Raw genomic sequence first — 16034 nt, forward strand, 5'->3', positions numbered from 1 at the left:
AGTCGTAGAGATCATCGACCGTGACGGGCTGCGCCCAGCCGGAGACGCCCGAGGTGTGCCCGAGAATCTGGGCGACAGTGACTCCTTGCTTGCCAGCAGCGCCGAACTCGGGCCAGTACGCGGCGACGGGGGAGTCAGGGTCGAGCTCGCCTCGGTCGATGAGCACCAGTGCGGCGAGGTTGACCATGACTTTCGTGATCGACCAGACGGGAGTGATCGTGTCGCGCTCCCACGTCGCAGTCTGCTCGACGTCGGACCAGCCGTCCCAGATGTCGACGAGCACCTCGCCGTCCTGGATGACGCACAGGCTCGAACCACGTTCGATGCCATCGCCGACGTGGGCGTGCAGGAGGTCGGCAAGTGCCGTGAAGCGGGGATCGAAGCTCCCCCGTGCCGCCGCGTTCATGCGACCACGTTAGCCGGGCACACCCAGTCAGACGCTCTGAGCCTGCTTGCTCGGCGCGGGCGTTGAAGTGGGCTTGGGCTTGCGTAGGTAGAGCGTCAGCACGATCGCGAGATAGGACATCCACACGATGCCTTGCAGCCACGACGGATCGGGCTGGAAGTTGACGGTGCCCTTGAGGAGGGTGCCGTACCAGCTGTCGGGAGGGATCGTGGAAGAGATGTCGAAGATGCGGCTGCCGAAGCCTGGCAGGACGCGGGCTTCCTGCAGATCGAAGACGCCGTACGCCAGGACGCCGGCGGCGACGACGATGAGCAGCGCGCCGGTGATGGTGAAGAACTTGCTGAGGTTGACCTTGATTGCGCCGCGGTAGATGGCGATGCCGAGACCTACCGCGACCAGGATGCCGAGGGTGGCGCCAATGAACGGGCGCGTCGTGGTGGTGCCGATGATCGTCGACCAGATGATCGCCGCAGTCTCGAGGCCCTCGCGGCCGACGGTGAGGAAGGCGACGCTCGCCAGCGCCACAGGGCCGAGCGCGACCGCGTGGGCCATGTCGGACTCGAGCTCGCGCTTGAGGAATCGTGCCGTGCGCCTCATCCAGAAGATCATCCACGTGACGAGGGCGGCGGCCATGATCGACAGCGTGCCGCCGACAATTTCCTGTGCGCGGAACGGCAGCTGGTCGAAGACGAGCGTGACGACAGCGAACACCGAGACGACCATGACGAGTGCGGCGATGACGCCCGTCCACACGTGTCGGATCTCGCTACGGCGGTTGGTCTTGACGAGATAGGCGATCAGGATGCTGACGATGAGGCTTGCTTCGAGGCCCTCACGCAGACCGATGAGGAAATTGGCTAGCACAAACCGATCGTAACTTAGGAATGGCTTACCTTGCGCGCTGAGCTCTCAAGAACTGGAAGATGCCGTCGTGGCGTCGTCGGGTCCGGGCCGCAAAGCGTCGACAAGAAGCGGTGCGGTGAGGCCGATCTGCCACTGCCGCGCACCCTGCTCGGCGAGGGTCGCCGAGACCGCCTCGACGGTGATGTCGACCGGTGGCTCCCACGCGAGGTTGCGCACGAGCTGGGGGCTGATGAGGTTCTCGGTCGGCAGGTCGTGTGTCCCGGCCAATGACAGCACGACTTCACGGCTGCGTCCGAGCCGAGCGGCCGCCGCGGGATTCTTCTCAGCCCACGCACGCGGCGGGGGTGGTCCGTCGGTGCGTTGACCGGTGGTGGGGAGCTTGGCGTCATCGAGCGCGAGTCCGCGTTCGACAGCATCGAACCACTCGCTCAAGAAGCGTCGGGGCCCGCGATTGCGCATGACCCGCATGCCCTTGAGTGCGCCGACGTCCTGCGGTGCGGTGACCGCGATCTCCAGGATCGATGAGTCGGGCAGAATGCGCCCCGGTGTGATGTCGCGGTCGGCGGCGATGCCGTCCCTGGTCTGCCAGATCTCGCGCACGAGGCCGAGCGCGCGCCGGCCACGAGCCTTGTGGATGCCTGATGTGCGTCGCCACGGCTCCTTGCGCTCGGGCGGTCCCTGAAACGACAGCAGTGCCTCGAACTCCTCGGCCGCCCACTCACGCTTGCCGGCCTCCTGCAGGTCGGCGTCGATGAGATTGCGGAGCTCGACAAGAACCTCGACGTCGAGGGCGGCGTAGACGAGCCACGGCTCCGGCAGCGGCCGTGTCGACCAGTCGGCCGCGGAGAACTCCTTGGCGAGGCTGAGCCCCAGGTAGTGCTCGACGAGTGCCGCCAGCCCAACCCGTGGCAGGTTGAGCAGCCGTCCGGCGAGCTCGGTGTCGAACAGCGACTCGGGGTAGAGGCCGACTTCGGCGAGGCACATGAGGTCTTGCGTCGCGGCGTGGAGAATCCACTCGTTGCCGTCGAAGGCGGTGTCGAGTGGCACGAGGTTGTCGAAGGCAATCGGGTCGACGAGATGTGTCCCGGACCCCTCGCGGCGAATCTGGACCAGGTAGGCGCGCTGGGAGTAGCGGTAGCCCGACGCGCGTTCGGCGTCGAGTGCGATGGGGCCGGTGCCGGCGGCTACCGCTTCGCACGTCTGCTGCAGCAGGGAAGGCGTGTCGACGACCGGGGGCAGCGGGTCGCGCAGCTTGAGGCGCGGGGCTTCGGGCTTGACTGGCTCCGGAGCCTCGAGGTCATCGACCTCCGGCACGGGTGCGCCGAGCGCCGTCTCGTCGCGTGTGGGCTCGTCGCGTGCGGGCTCGTTTTGGGTCGGCTCGTGAGGAGGGATCAACGAACACCACGCCGACGTTGCAGCGGGATGACGCCGGATGCGAGCGGCGGGAGCCCGGCGATCGCGCACAACAGGTTGGACCATGCGGCGGCGTGGGACCCTTTGTCGGACGGCGGCACGTCGAGGGGCGTCCATGAGGCGCGCACCTCGATCTGCGCGTCGGAGCCGTCGGCCTCCATCTCACCGAAACCCTCCGATCGGATGACCGTCACGCTTCCGCTCGGGGCCGCGTACTCGCCACCGTGGGCATCGAGCGCCTCCGTGAGCCAGCTCCACCCGACGCTTGGGAGCATGGGGTCGGCCGCCATGTCGGCCTCGATGTCGGCGCGCGCGAACGTCACGCAGCGAAAGGTGCCGCCCCACGCGTCGTTGCCGGCGGGGTCGTGCAGCAGGATGAAGCGCCCCGTTGCCAGCTCGTCGTCACCGACCAGGACGTCGCCGCTGACGGCGAACGCGTGTGGCGCGATGCGTTGGGGCGCAGGCACCTCATCGACCACGACCTCGGGTCGAAGGACGGCACGTCGTACCTGCTCGACCGCCGCCACGAACTGAGCGGGGGTGCGATCGATCTCACTTCGGGCTCCCACACTGTGATCGTAGGCGCGTCGGGGTCAGGCCTCGGCTCCGACACTCCGCACGACCTGACAGACTCCAAGGGTGACCGTGACTCTGAACGACAGCGCCTTTCTCCAGGCGTGCCGTGGCCAGCGACCCGCCCACACACCGGTGTGGTTCATGCGCCAGGCCGGCCGGTCCCTGCCGGAGTACCTCGCACTTCGTGAGGGCACCGCGATGCTCGAGTCATGCTTCCGTACCGACATGGTCGTCGAGATCACGATGCAGCCGGTGCGTCGTTACGGCGTCGACGCGGCGATCTTCTTCTCCGACATCGTGGTGCCGCTCAAGGCGATCGGCGTCGACCTCGACATCGTCCCGGGCACCGGTCCCGTCGTGGCCGAGCCGGTCCGTTCGTGGGCGCAGCTCGACCAGTTTCGCGATATCGACGCCGACGACGTCACGCCGATCACCGACGCGGTGAAGGCGCTCGTCGGCGAGCTGGGCTCCACCCCGTTGATCGGTTTTGCGGGGGCGCCCTTCACCCTCGCGTCCTACCTCGTGGAGGGCGGCCCGTCGCGCGACCACCGGCTCACCAAGCAGCTGATGTACTCCGATCCGCAGCTCTGGCACGCACTGCTGGGGCGCATCGCCGCCATTGCGGGGCAGTTCCTGCGCCTGCAGGTCGAAGCCGGCGCCTCGGCGGTCCAGCTCTTCGACTCGTGGGCCGGGGCGCTGTCGCTGGCCGACTACGACACCTACGTCAAGCCGCACTCCGCCGCCGTGCTGGCGTCGGTGGCCGACTTGGGCGTGCCGCGCATCCACTTCGGTGTCGGCACCGGAGAGCTGCTGCACTCGATGGGTGATGCTGGCGCAGACGTCGTCGGTGTCGACTGGCGGGTGCCCCTCGACGAGGCCGTGCGACGGGTGGGTCCCGGCCGCGCCGTGCAGGGAAACCTCGACCCCACCGCGGTCTTCGCCCCCACCGAGTTCGTGCACGCACGCGCCGCCGAGGTCCTCGAGGCCGGGCGCTCCGCGGAAGGCCACATCTTCAACCTCGGGCACGGCGTCCTGCCGGCCACCGACCCCGACGCGCTGGCGCGACTGGTCGACTTCGTGCACGAATACGACGTGTCATGACGATGCGCGTCGCAGTCGTCGGCGGGGGCATGGCCGGTCTCGCCGCGGCCCACGAGCTGGCTTCATCGGGCGTCGAAGTCGTGCTGTTCGAAGGCTCCGACCGGATCGGAGGCAAGCTGCGGCTCGGCTCCGTTGCCGGCGTGACGCTCGACCTGGGCGCGGAGTCGTTGCTCGCGCGACGTCCAGAGGCGCTCGACCTCATCCACGAGGTCAGGCTCGACGACAAGGTGGTCAATCCTGAGACCATCAGCGCGGCGATCTGGACACACGGGGGGTTGCGCCCGATGCCGCCGACCGTCATGGGCATCCCCGCCGACGTCGTGGCACTGGCGGAGTCGGGCATCGTCGAGGGGGCACTCGACCCGCACGTGCTGCCGGTGCCCGACGGCGACGTCTCGGTGGCCGAGTTCGTCTCGGCACGACTCGGGCGCGACGTGCTTGACCGCCTCGTCGAGCCGCTGCTCGGAGGGGTCTACGCCGGCCACGCCGCCCGTCTGTCGCTGCGGGCTACCGCGCCGCAGGTGGCGGCACTCGGAGCAGACCTTCTCGCCGGTGCCACGGAGGCGCGAGCCAAGGCCACCGCATCGGGTCCGGTCTTCGCCGGGCTCGTCGGTGGCGTCGGTCAGCTGCCCGCGGCGGTGGCCTCGACGGGCGGCATCGAGGTGCGCCTCGACGCGACGGTCCGGTCGGTGTCCCGCAGGCCCGACGGATGGCGGCTCGCGGTCGGGCCCACGACCGACGTCGACCTGTGTGACGTCGACGCGGTGGTGGTCGCGGCCCCCGCCCCGGCCGCGGCACGGCTCCTCGCGGAAGCTGCGCCCGACGCGGCGTTCGCGCTCGCGGCAATCGACTACGCGAGCATGGCGATCATCACCTACGTCTTCGACGAGCCGCCGGCCTTCCAGGGGTCGGGCCTGCTGGCTCCTCCGGTCGACGGGACGTTCATCAAGGCGGCCACGATCTCGTCCAACAAGTGGCGATGGGTCGCCGACACGGGTCGCACCGTCATCAGGGCCTCCGTGGGGCGTGCTGGCGAGACCACGTTGCTCCAGCACGACGACGGGGACCTCTCCGCGCGAGCGCTCGCCGACCTACGTTCGGCGTTCGGCGCGCTGCCCGATCCGCTCGACTCGGTCGTCCAGCGGTGGGGTGGCGCGCTGCCCCAGTACGACGTCGGACACCTCGATCGGGTGGACGTCATCGAGCGATCCGTCGCTGCGGTGCCGGGTCTCGAAGTCTGCGGAGCAGCCCTGCGCGGCGTGGGCATCCCCGCCGTGATCGCGTCGGGCCGGGCGGCTGCACGCCGCTTGTCAGACGCTGGGACACTGGACGCATGAGCGCAGTTTCGACAGAACACCCGAAGAGCAAGGGCAAGCTGGCCAAGGACATCAACGAGACCATCCGCTACACGATGTGGTCGGTATTTCGCCTTGAGACGGTGCTCGGCGACGCCGATCGTCAGGCGGAGGCGGCGGAGGTCGATGCCCTGTTCGCGAAGCTCGCCGCAGACGACGTCGTGGTGCGTGGCACGTACGACGTCAGCGGGATGCGCGCCGACGCCGACCTGATGGTGTGGTGGCACGCCTCCACGAGCGGTGAGCTGCAGGCGGCCTACAACGCTTTCCGCCGCACCGCGCTGGGCGCACGCATGGCGCCGGTGTGGTCGCAGATGGCGCTGCACCGTCCGGCCGAGTTCAACCGCTCACACATCCCTGCCTTCATGGCCGAGGAGGAGACGCAGAAGTTCGTGTGCGTCTACCCGTTCGTCCGCTCGTACGAGTGGTATCTGCTGCCTGACGAGGAGCGCCGCGACATGTTGCGCGAGCACGGCATGCAGGCCCGCGATTACGCCGATGTGCGTGCCAACACCGTCGCGTCATTCGCGCTGGGCGATTACGAGTGGATCCTGGCCTTCGAGGCCGCCGATCTGCACCGCATCGTTGACCTCATGCGTGAGCTGCGGGCCAGCCGGGCACGTCGACACGTGCGCGAGGAGATCCCGTTCTACACCGGCCAGTCGCACACTGTCGGCGAGCTCACCACACTCTGGCCCTGACCCCCACCTCGGTCGCGAGTCACTCAGGACCGGTCGCGAGTCACTCAGGACCGGTCGCGAGTCACTCAGTCACCATCTGCGGTGCAGCGGAGTCTGCCCAAGGAACCGGCCGATCTGCTCCTCGAACGAAGAGTCGGTACCGAAAATCCCTTCGTAGCCCGTGATGACGAATCTGATGCCCCGCGCACCAAGGGCTGTTCGGCGACCGCGATCAAGCGCCCGATCGCCGCCGCTCGAATGAAATTCCTGCCCGTCGTACTCGGCTCCCAGCTTCACTTCCGGGTAGGCCAGGTCGACCCAGCGCTCGACCCCGTCGACGTCGACGACGCACCACTGCGCCTGCGGACGTGGGAATCCTGCATCGAGCATCCGGAGCCGGGACCACGACTCCCCGGGCGACTGGGTCAGCGGCTCGATCCAGGTGGCGAGGTTGCGAGCTTGCCTGATGCCCGGGTAGCCCTTGAGCCCGGCGAGGTAATCCTGAACCTCGCCGGGAGTCACCAGCCCCGCGTGCGCCATGGTGTCTGCGCTCGAGAGGGCGTGGGGACGCCACCGCTTGCGCAACATGTCTGAGGTCGTCCGGACGGGCGTGGTGAGGAGCACCCGGTCAAGGGAATGGATGTCCTCGGACGACAACTTGGGCTGCCGGCACCGCACGCCGGGGATCCGCGAACGGCTCTGTCCGTGTGGCACCAAGAGGGTGGGAATCATCCGATGGCGCTGCGACGGTGAGAAAGCATCCACGCCGTACACCCAAGCGGCCCACTCGTCGGCAACGACGGCTTGCGGAGGAGCGACAAGTCGGATGGACTCCAGTCGGACCGCTCGGGTATCGCGTACTGCGGCGTCGATGTAGACCCGGTCGAGCACCCGCCGGAGCGCTCCGGCTTGGGCAGCCTCGATGACCTGACGTCTGCTCAACCCCACGTCACCGTGGTCTGCGAGGAGGAAGGGGTGGCCGTCGAAGATCAGGGTGGGCATGCGGTGATGAAACCGTGCATCACCGCGGTGTGTCGGGGCATATCCACAGGCGAGCGGTACTGAGTGACTCGCGGGTGGTTCTGAGTGACTCGCGAGCGGGGTCTGGGTCAGGTGGGGTCGGCGGCCAGCGTGAGGCTGACACCGTTGATGCAGTAGCGCTGGTCGGTGGGGGTGCCGAAGCCTTCACCCTCGAACACGTGACCGAGGTGTGAACCACAGTTGGCACAGCGCACCTCGGTGCGGACACCGCCGAACATCGAGCGGTCCTCGATGTACTCGACACGATCCTTCGCGAGCGGCTCGTAGAACGCCGGCCAGCCGCAGTGCGCATCGAACTTCGTCTCGCTGCGGAACAGCTCGGACCCGCAGGCGCGGCACGCATAGACCCCGACTGTCGGGTCGGTCTCGTACGAGGAGCTGAACGGCTGCTCCGTGCCCGCCTTGCGCAGGACCTGGTACTCAGCAGGGCTGAGATCGGCCCTCCACTGCTCGTCAGTCTTGTCGACCGTGTACGTCTTGTCGCTCTGCTTGCTCATGCTCCAAGCCTACGTCGCAGGACCAGCCGGCGCCGTGACGAAACTGTGACGTCAGCGTTGGGCGTCGAACGGCACGTGCTCGAGCAGGTGGACGCTCGGCACCTCGAGCTTGCGCTGCGCGCGGGAGGTCCAGTCAAGCTGCAGAAACTCTTTCACGACATGCGGCTCGGTCAGGATGATGACCTCGGCGGAACCGGACTCCTTCACCAGCGCCAACAGTGCATCGATGGGGTCGTCCTCGGTGAGCTTGGTGGTCACCTGCTGGCCACGCTCCTTCAGCAGCGCGGCACTGACCTCGAGCTCGGCCGAACCGGCGCCGACGATCTGCTCCTGCACCTCTTCGAGCACCTCGGGCTCGGTGATTGGCGTGATCTGTCCCGTCCCGAGCGAGCTCATCGACGAGGTGAGGATCGCCGTGGAGCTCTCCACCGGAAGCAGCAGGTGGTAGCGCTTGGTGTCGTCGAGGCCCTCGTGCAGCGAGATCACCTGATCGGCATCGAGGGGGGTGAGCTGGCGTTCGATGAGGAGTGCGACGTCATACATGTGCAGGAGTGTACGTGCGGTCCCGCACCCAGCGGGTGAGCAGGACCCCGTCGGCGTCCAAGGCGTGGCCGAGGACCATGGCGTGCTCGACGGGAGTGTCGCCGTGCGCGATACGGGGAGCGTCGCCGGCGGACAGGACCGGCGCGATCGTCAGACAGATCTCGTCGACGAGGTCCAGGGCGACGAGATCGCCGTGCAGCGACGGGCCGCCCTCGCACAGCACCCGAGTCCACCCCCGATCAGCGAACTCGGCGAGCACCGCAGGCCAGTCGATGCGCTCCTCGCCGATGGCGATGACGTCGATCGTCTCGCGAAGCCTGTCGATCGCGGACTGCGACGCGGTGCTGGTCGTGATGACCAGCTGACCGGGGGAGACGAGCGCCTCCGGGATGTCGAGGCGACGGCTGACGATGGCGATCGGCGGCGAGGTCGCCAACCCGAGCCGCGCGCGAAGGCCGGAGTCGATGTCGCCGGCCTTGACCGGGCCGTACCTCTCGGCGCGCGCTGTGCCCGCGCCAACGACGATGACGTCGGTGAGTGACCGCAGCAGTGCGAACACCCGGGTGTCATCGGCGCCGCCGAGCGAGCCGGAGCGGCCGTCGACGGCGTACGCCGCACCATCGATCGTCGTGACGAAGTTGGTCCGCACCCAGGGTCGATCCATCTGCGGATAGGCATAGAGGCGCTCGAGCTCGTGATCGTCCGGCAGCATGCCATGCACCCTACGGAATGGTCGGGCATACTGCGGCCATGGCTCAGACGCTCGGCTCGCAGCTTGCGACCACCGGAACGATCGACCTGTCAACCTACGACTCACGTGCCACGACGGGTTTCAAGGACAAGAAGGCCGAGGCCCTCGACGACCTCGTGGCCATCGGGGAGGAGCTGAGCGACCTGCAGGAGAAGTTGTTCGCCGGCGGCCGCACGGAGTCGAGCCACTCGAAGATCCTGCTCGTGCTGCAGGGCATGGACACGTCCGGGAAGGGGGGTCTGGTGCGTCACGTCGCCGGGCTTGCTGACCCCCAAGGCATCTCGATCACGTCGTTCAAGAAACCCACCGTGGACGAGCTCGAGCACGACTTCCTCTGGCGTGTCGAGAAGGCGCTGCCTGAACCGGGGATGATCGGCGTCTTCGACCGCTCGCACTATGAGGACGTCCTCATCGGGCGTGTACGTGAGCTCGCCGATCCAGCCGAGATCGAGCGGCGATACGACGCGATCAACACCTTCGAGAAGGCCTTCGCCGACACCGGCGGCATCCTGATCAAGTGCTTCCTGCACATCAGTGCGGACGATCAGAAAGAACGCCTCGAAGCGCGCCTCGACGACCCGACCAAGTACTGGAAGTACAACCCCGGCGACATCGATGAGCGGATGTTGTGGGACGACTACCAGGACGCGTACGTCACCGTGCTCGAGCGCTGCTCCACCAAGGCGGCGCCGTGGAACATCGTGCCCAGCGGCCGCAAGTGGTACCGCAACTGGGCCGTCGCGACGCTGCTCGTCGAGCAGCTGCGTGGTCTCGATCTGGACTGGCCTGATGCCAACTTCGACGTCGAGGGCGAGAAGGCCCGCCTCGCCGCGATGTAGGGCAGGAGCAATGGCGGGTGGTCACCTCACCGCCGCACGAGCCACCGGGCGAGGAATGGCGCGACGAGCAGGACGAGCAGCAGCCGGATGAGCTGGACCGCGGTCACGAACGTGACGTTGCCGCCGATCGCGGTCGAGGTTGCCAGCACTGCGTACAGGCCCCCGGGGGTCGTCGCAAGGTAGGCGTCGACCTCGGAGACGCCGGTGACCGCAGCGAGCAGGAGCCCCAGGCCGGCGCACCCGACGATGATGATCGTGATCACCAGGATCGCGGTCGGGAGCATCCGTCCGATCGCCCTGAGGCTCTCGGCGGTGAACCGCAGCCCGACCTGCACCCCGATCAGGACGAAGCCGGTGTCCTGTATCCACGTCGGAACGCCGATGCCGCCGAAGACCGGTAGCAGCGACAGCAGGATGGCTGCGACGAGAGCTCCCAGCACAGCGGGAGACGGGAGGCGCAGGAGCCTGCCCAGCCCAAGACCCAGCGTCACAGCGGCAGCCGCGTAGATCACGCTCGGCCAGGTCGTCGGGGATGCCCCGGTGGCCGCCGCGCCGCCTGACTCCGCGTGGAACGCAAACGACACGGCCGCGGGCATCGCCAACAGGATGACGAGCACGCGGAGGTACTGGATCACCGTGACGACGCGGTCGTCCGCGCCGAGGTCATGAGCCAGTGCCGTCATGCCGGATGCCCCGCCGGCGACCGACGCGAACGAGGCCGTGACCGTGGTGACCCCGCGGTGCAGGCGTAGCAGTTGACCTGCGCCGACACTCAGCACCAGCGTCAGCACCGAGACCAGCAGCACGGCAGGCCAGTCGGGGCCGAGCTGTGCGAGCGTGTCGAAGTCGACCGAGGCGCCGACGGTGACGCCGATGATGGCCTGCCCGAGGATGAACGACCACCGCGGGACATCGAGCTCTCGTGAGGATCCCAGGGCGAATGCGAGCCCGCCCACCAGCCCGCCGAACAGCAGTGGTGATGGCAGGCCGAGGACGCCCAGTGCCAGTGAGACGGCGGTGACCAACGCGATGAGCACCAGCCACGAGACCAACGAACGCAGGCGCGAATCGTCCGTGGTGTCGCTCACCGGATCAGACTAGACATCTCTGACCGCCCAAGCCCCACGAGCGTGGGGGTCAGGCGAAGAGCGCCTCGAGTGGCACGAGCTCGACAGCACCCACGGCGTAGCGGGCCAGGATGACCCTGGCCACCTCGACGTCGACCCCGAGCGGCCCGGCCACGGCGACAGCGCCGGCCTCGGTGGCCAGCTCGGCCACACGGTCCGGCAGCACGCCGGGTGCCAGGAACAGCATGCCGACAGCGATGTGGCGACGTCCGTCGGCACGGTGCTGGCGCACAGCCTCACCCGCCGCGGGCGGGACGCTGGACGCGAACGCCGCGATCGTGGGGAGCTTGTGATGCGCCCCCCATGTGCGCGCCGCCCGCGAGATCGCGGCGTTGGCTATCGGGTTGGACGACCCTGCGCCGGCAAGCACCAGCGCATCGAGCTCACGCACGCGGCTCTTTGACAGCGCTTCGCGCAGACGCTTGTCGAGCACGGTGGAGAACGCGTTCTCGAGCCCGAGCACCTTGCTGGCGTGGATCTTCATGCCCTCGTGGCGGGCCACCGCCTTCGCGATGGCGGCGGGCACGTCGACCCGGGCGTGGTACGCCTCGCTGAGCAGCAAGGGGACGACCACGATCTCCTGGTGACCCTCGGCGACGAGCCGATCGACGACCTCGTCGAACCCCGGCTCGGCCAGGTCGAGGAAAGCCGTCTCGATGCGCAGGTCGGGACGCATGCATGCCACGAGCTCCGTGAGGGCGGTGATGGTGTTGGCAGAGCGCGGGTCGCGGCTGCCGTGCGCCAGGGCGATGAGTGCTGGTGCGGTCATGATGTGTGCCTCCTTCCGGGTGCTGCTGGGGTCGTGTCGGCTGATGCCGGCAGATGGTGGGTCGTACGCTGCGGGGGAGCGAGCTGGCCGATGAAGCCGAGCCGGAACGCCCTCAGACACGATCGGCACTCCCACTCGCCGTGGGTCTCGCCGTGGGGGCGAAGGTCTTCATCGGCGCAATACGGGCAGTGGAACGGGACGGCGCGGGCGGTCATCGCATGCTCCTCATCATCGAAGTGCCTTCTCGTCGGCACGGGCGACCCAGCGTGCGAACGACTCGTCGTCGTCACGCTGGTCGAGGTAGGCCCGTGAGAGCTTCTCGATGTAGTCGGGCAGATCGTCGCCGACGACCTTGTGCTGGCGGAGCTTGCGACCGAAGCCGGCCTCCAGTCCGAGAGCACCTCCGAGATGCACCTGGAAACCCTCGACCTGCTCGCCCTTGTCGTCGAGCACGAGCATGCCCTTGAGACCGATGTCGGCCGTCTGGATGCGGGCGCAGGAGTTGGGGCAGCCGTTGACGTTGACCGTGATGGGGGAGTCCAGCTCGGGCACGCGCTTCTCCAGCTCATCGATGAGCTGCGTCGCCCGATCCTTGGTGTCGACGATCGCGAGCTTGCAGAACTCGATGCCAGTGCAGGCCATCGTGTGGCGGCGCCACGACGAGGGTCGCGCCTGCAGGCCGATCGCGTCGAGGTCGGCCACTGCCGCCTCGATGTCCTTCTCCTGGATGTCGAGCACCACAAGCTTCTGGTGCGCCGTCGTGCGGATGCGGTCGGAGCCGTAGCGCTCGGCGACGTCGGCCAGCTGTGTGAGCACGGTTCCGGACACCCGACCCACGACCGGCGCGACGCCGATGTAGAACTTTCCGTCCTTCTGGCGGTGCACGCCGACGTGGTCTCCCGGGGTCTGGGGCAGCTCGGGCGACGGACCGTCGAGCATCGGCCGCTCGAGGTACTCGGTCTCCATGACCTCGCGGAACTTCTCGACGCCCCAGTCCGCAATGAGGAACTTGATCCGCGCACGGGCCCGCAGGCGGCGGTAGCCATAGTCGCGGAAGGCGCCAGCGACGGCACCCCACACCTCGGGCACCTCGTCGTCGGGGATCCAGGCGCCGAGGCGCTGCGCGAGCATGGGGTTGGTTGACAGGCCACCGCCGACCCACAGGTCCCAGCCTGGCCCGTGCTCGGGATGCACGACGCCGACGAACGCGACGTCGTTGATCTGCGGGACGGTGTCGTGCCCCGGGTTTCCGCTGATGGCGGTCTTGAACTTGCGAGGCAGGTTGGAGAAAGCCGGGTCGCCGATGTACTCGCGCTCGATCCGGGCGATCGCTCCGGTGCCGTCGATGATCTCGTCCTCAGCGATGCCGGCGACGGGTGAGCCGAGAATGACGCGGGGGCAGTCGCCGCACGCCTCCTGGGTGTGCAGGCCCACACCCTCGAGGCGCTCCCAGATCGCGGGCATGTCCTCGACCCGGATCCAGTGGTACTGCACGTTCTGGCGGTCGGTCATGTCGGCGGTGTCGCGGCCGTACGTCGTGGAGACCTCGCCGACGACACGCAGCTGCTCAGCCGTGAGCTGTCCGCCGTCGATGCGCACGCGCAGCATGAAGTAGGAGTCCTCGAGCTCTTCGGGCTCGAGCGTCGCGGTCTTGCCGCCGTCGATGCCCGGCCTGCGCTGGGTGTAGAGGCCCCACCAGCGAAAGCGTCCACGCAGGTCGCTCTTGTCGATCGAGTCGAAACCGCGGTGGGAGTAGATGTTCTCGATACGGGCGCGGACGTTGAGCGGGTTGTCGTCCTTCTTGGCCTGCTCGTTGGCGTTCAGCGGCTCGCGGTAGCCCAACGCCCATTGGCCCTCGCCGCGCGGGAGGCGTGTGCGGCGGGCGGGTGTGTTGGTGCCGGGTGCAGGTGCCATGGAGTTCCCTTGAGAAGGCAGGGGACACGGCGATCAGGGACGGGGGAGTCTCGGAGGAGTCGCCGCGCGCCTGGAGTGATGGAGATCAGTGCAGAGGTCGCGGGTTGATCAGCGACACATCATGTTGCGGGCACGACCGAGGTCGACGTGGAGTCGTCCCACGAGCAAGAGGGTCTGTGCGGCAAGCATGTAGACAGTCTGCGGAAGCGAAGACCTCACGACAAGCAACCATTCCATGATGTGAGACGCTCGTCCATATGGTGAGACTCGCGTCCTGTTCCACGCGGCGAGCGGTGACGAAATGTGGCCTGCGTCACGTGATCCGACGTCACTCAACCGGAGCAACGAGCGCCATCGTGTACGCACCGATCGCTGCCCCCACCAGCGCAGATGCGGCGGCGACGAGGGCGATGTCGAATGGCACGAGCCCGGCCGTGGCGATGCCGAGGATGACGGCGGGGTTGAGCGCCGCGATGAATCCGAGGGGAAGGACTGCACCGGTCATCACCGTTGGCACCGCAGCGTAGGCCTCGTGGGCCTCGCCGTCGATCGCGAACAGCACCCAGGTGCCGACGACGGCGAGTACTCCCGTGACGACCCCAGCGACGAGCATGCTCGGATCGGTGAACACCAGGGTGTCGCCGAGCCGGTCGCCCAAGGCCAACGCGGCGAAGCCACCGAGCACGGCACCGAGCACCTGGGCGGCCACCAGAGGCAGGATCAGCGCGGCGCCGCGTCGACCGACCAGCGTGAGGGCGACGGCCGCAGCGGGGCTGATGAGCGCCAGTCCAGACCCCTCGTCGTCAGTGTGCAACCGTGCGATCCAGGTGACGAACACCGTGATGGCCGCGACGGCAAGTACCGCTGTCGTGGCATCGGCAGCGTGCAGTGCGAGGGCAGCGATGAACGTCGTGAGGGCAGCGAGGATGGCGGCCACCGACAGGGTGCGCATTCAGTTCTCCAGGTGTGGGGTGGTGCGATCGACGATGCCCACGAGGTCAAGCCCGCGCGGGAGTGTGCCGAACGTACCGCCCCAGTCGCCTCCGAGCCGGGAGGCGCAGAACGCGTCGGCCACCGACGGGTCGCCATGCTTGACGAGGGTCGCACCCTGCAGCGCGGCCGCCATGCGGCCGGCGATGCGGCGAGCTCGCGCCTCCACGTCTGAAAGGTCTGCCAGCTCGACAAGCACCTCGTCGACGGCGGCATCGAGGCGCGAGTCCTCGCCACGAGCAGACCCAACCTCGGTGATCCATGCGTCGAGGCTCTCGGGCTCCCGCGCGAGTGCACGCAACACGTCGAGAGCGTTGACGTTGCCGCTGCCCTCCCAGATCGAGTTGAGCGGCGACTCGCGGAACAGCAGCGGCATGCCCGACTCCTCGACATACCCGTTGCCACCGAAGCACTCGAGCGCCTCCGCGACCATGAACGGGGTGCGCTTGCAGACCCAGAACTTCTCGAGCGCCAGTCCGATACGACGCAGGGCCTGCTCGTGCGCGTCGTGCGGCTTGTCGACAGCCGACGCCAGACGCATCGACACGAGCGTCGCTGCCTCGCTCTCGACGGCGAGGTCGGCGAGCACGTTGATCATGGCGGGCTGGTCGGCAAGGGTTGCGCCGAACGCCGACCGGTGCGACGTGTGCCAAGCCGCCTCCGCGAGCGCCTTGCGCATGATGCCGGCTGAGCCGAGGATGCAGTCCATCCGGGTGGCGGAGACCATCTCGATGATGGTGCGGATGCCTCGGCCCTCGTCGCCGAGTCGTACGGCCCACGTGTCGTCGAACTCCAGCTCGCTCGAGGCGTTCGAGCGATTGCCGAGCTTGTCCTTCAGCCGCACGATCGACATCGAGTTGCGACTGCCGTCGGGGCGCACGCGCGGGACGACGAAACACGTCATTCCTTCAGCGGCCTGCGCGAGCACCAGGAAGACGTCGTTCATGGGCGCAGAGGTGAACCACTTGTGGCCGGTGAGGAGGTACTCACCGTGCGTCTCGGTGGTCCTCGCGATCGTCGAGTTGCTGCGCAAGTCGGAGCCACCCTGCTTCTCGGTCATGCCCATGCCCGCGAGGAGGCCGGCCTTCTCCTGCGGCGGCCGCAGCCCGCAGTCGTATGTCCTGGGGGGGAGCCCCCCCGGCCACCGCCTGGCCCGGGCGGCGTCGGC

Annotated in this window: 17 protein-coding genes; 4 read left to right on the forward strand and 13 right to left on the reverse strand. The window is 68.1% G+C overall.

Going from position 1 to position 16034, the window contains the following annotated elements; translation table 11 throughout:
- The 4 genes from H7290_RS00825 to H7290_RS00840 all read right to left on the reverse strand — a co-directional run.
- Window positions 1-406, reverse strand: a 406-nt coding sequence (locus tag H7290_RS00825; RefSeq protein ID WP_290512119.1) for a serine hydrolase domain-containing protein, incomplete at its 3' end; no start/stop codon positions are given.
- Between the two features lie 27 nt (window positions 407-433).
- Complete coding sequence (gene efeU / locus H7290_RS00830) at window positions 434-1270, reverse strand: iron uptake transporter permease EfeU (RefSeq protein ID WP_290512120.1); 837 nt, start codon at window positions 1268-1270, stop codon at window positions 434-436.
- A 45-nt stretch (window positions 1271-1315) separates the two neighbouring features.
- The gene (locus H7290_RS00835) at window positions 1316-2665 is read right to left on the reverse strand and encodes a ribonuclease D (RefSeq protein ID WP_290512121.1); all 1350 of its coding nucleotides are present in this window, start codon (window positions 2663-2665) and stop codon (window positions 1316-1318) included.
- The gene (locus tag H7290_RS00840; protein WP_290512122.1) at window positions 2662-3252 is read right to left on the reverse strand and encodes a DUF3000 domain-containing protein; all 591 of its coding nucleotides are present in this window, start codon (window positions 3250-3252) and stop codon (window positions 2662-2664) included. Before H7290_RS00840 ends, H7290_RS00835 begins: the two co-directional genes overlap by 4 nt.
- A 70-nt stretch (window positions 3253-3322) precedes the next feature.
- Here H7290_RS00840 and hemE point away from each other — a divergent pair, with 70 nt between their 5' ends.
- Genes hemE through hemQ form a run of 3 tightly spaced genes read left to right on the forward strand, consistent with a single transcriptional unit; the run spans window position 3323 to window position 6416 of the window.
- Window positions 3323-4360, forward strand: a complete 1038-nt coding sequence (gene hemE, locus H7290_RS00845) for a uroporphyrinogen decarboxylase (RefSeq protein ID WP_290512123.1) — start codon at window positions 3323-3325, stop codon at window positions 4358-4360.
- On the forward strand, window positions 4357-5697 hold the full coding sequence (gene hemG / locus H7290_RS00850; protein ID WP_290512124.1) for a protoporphyrinogen oxidase: 1341 nt from the start codon (window positions 4357-4359) through the stop codon (window positions 5695-5697). The genes hemE and hemG overlap by 4 nt, the downstream gene beginning before the upstream one ends.
- Complete coding sequence (hemQ, locus tag H7290_RS00855; protein ID WP_290512125.1) at window positions 5694-6416, forward strand: hydrogen peroxide-dependent heme synthase; 723 nt, start codon at window positions 5694-5696, stop codon at window positions 6414-6416. Before hemG ends, hemQ begins: the two co-directional genes overlap by 4 nt.
- A gap of 69 nt (window positions 6417-6485) precedes the next feature.
- Here the strand turns inward: hemQ and H7290_RS00860 are convergent, their stop codons facing one another.
- The 4 genes from H7290_RS00860 to H7290_RS00875 form a co-directional block, all read right to left on the reverse strand.
- Window positions 6486-7397 (reverse strand): hypothetical protein, encoded by a 912-nt coding sequence (locus H7290_RS00860; protein WP_290512126.1) that lies wholly within the window; start codon window positions 7395-7397, stop codon window positions 6486-6488.
- Window positions 7398-7504: 107 nt separating this feature from the next.
- Entirely contained in the window at window positions 7505-7933 is a 429-nt protein-coding gene (gene msrB / locus H7290_RS00865; RefSeq protein ID WP_290512127.1) for a peptide-methionine (R)-S-oxide reductase MsrB, read from the reverse strand.
- A gap of 51 nt (window positions 7934-7984) precedes the next feature.
- Entirely contained in the window at window positions 7985-8476 is a 492-nt protein-coding gene (locus H7290_RS00870; RefSeq protein WP_290512128.1) for a hypothetical protein, read from the reverse strand.
- Entirely contained in the window at window positions 8469-9188 is a 720-nt protein-coding gene (locus H7290_RS00875; RefSeq protein WP_290512129.1) for a pyrimidine reductase family protein, read from the reverse strand. The genes H7290_RS00870 and H7290_RS00875 overlap by 8 nt, the downstream gene beginning before the upstream one ends.
- Before the next feature lie 38 nt (window positions 9189-9226).
- Here H7290_RS00875 and H7290_RS00880 point away from each other — a divergent pair, with 38 nt between their 5' ends.
- Window positions 9227-10066: a PPK2 family polyphosphate kinase gene (locus H7290_RS00880; protein WP_290512130.1), complete on the forward strand. Its 840-nt coding sequence runs from the start codon at window positions 9227-9229 to the stop codon at window positions 10064-10066.
- A gap of 26 nt (window positions 10067-10092) precedes the next feature.
- Here the strand turns inward: H7290_RS00880 and H7290_RS00885 are convergent, their stop codons facing one another.
- The 5 genes from H7290_RS00885 to H7290_RS00905 form a co-directional block, all read right to left on the reverse strand.
- A complete protein-coding gene (locus H7290_RS00885) occupies window positions 10093-11154 on the reverse strand; it encodes an AbrB family transcriptional regulator (protein ID WP_290512131.1) in 1062 nt (353 codons plus the stop codon).
- A 49-nt stretch (window positions 11155-11203) separates the two neighbouring features.
- The gene (locus H7290_RS00890) at window positions 11204-11962 is read right to left on the reverse strand and encodes a sirohydrochlorin chelatase (protein ID WP_290512132.1); all 759 of its coding nucleotides are present in this window, start codon (window positions 11960-11962) and stop codon (window positions 11204-11206) included.
- Between the two features lie 228 nt (window positions 11963-12190).
- Window positions 12191-13876, reverse strand: coding sequence for a nitrite/sulfite reductase (locus H7290_RS00895; protein WP_290512133.1), 1686 nt, complete (start codon window positions 13874-13876; stop codon window positions 12191-12193).
- Window positions 13877-14204: 328 nt separating this feature from the next.
- Window positions 14205-14828, reverse strand: coding sequence for a hypothetical protein (locus H7290_RS00900; protein WP_290512134.1), 624 nt, complete (start codon window positions 14826-14828; stop codon window positions 14205-14207).
- Window positions 14829-16034: acyl-CoA dehydrogenase family protein (locus H7290_RS00905; RefSeq protein WP_290512135.1), on the reverse strand; the 1206-nt coding region annotated here is incomplete at its 5' end. It lies immediately after the preceding gene.

Source organism: Aeromicrobium sp. (genome assembly GCF_014378035.1).
Taxonomy (GTDB): domain Bacteria; phylum Actinomycetota; class Actinomycetes; order Propionibacteriales; family Nocardioidaceae; genus Aeromicrobium.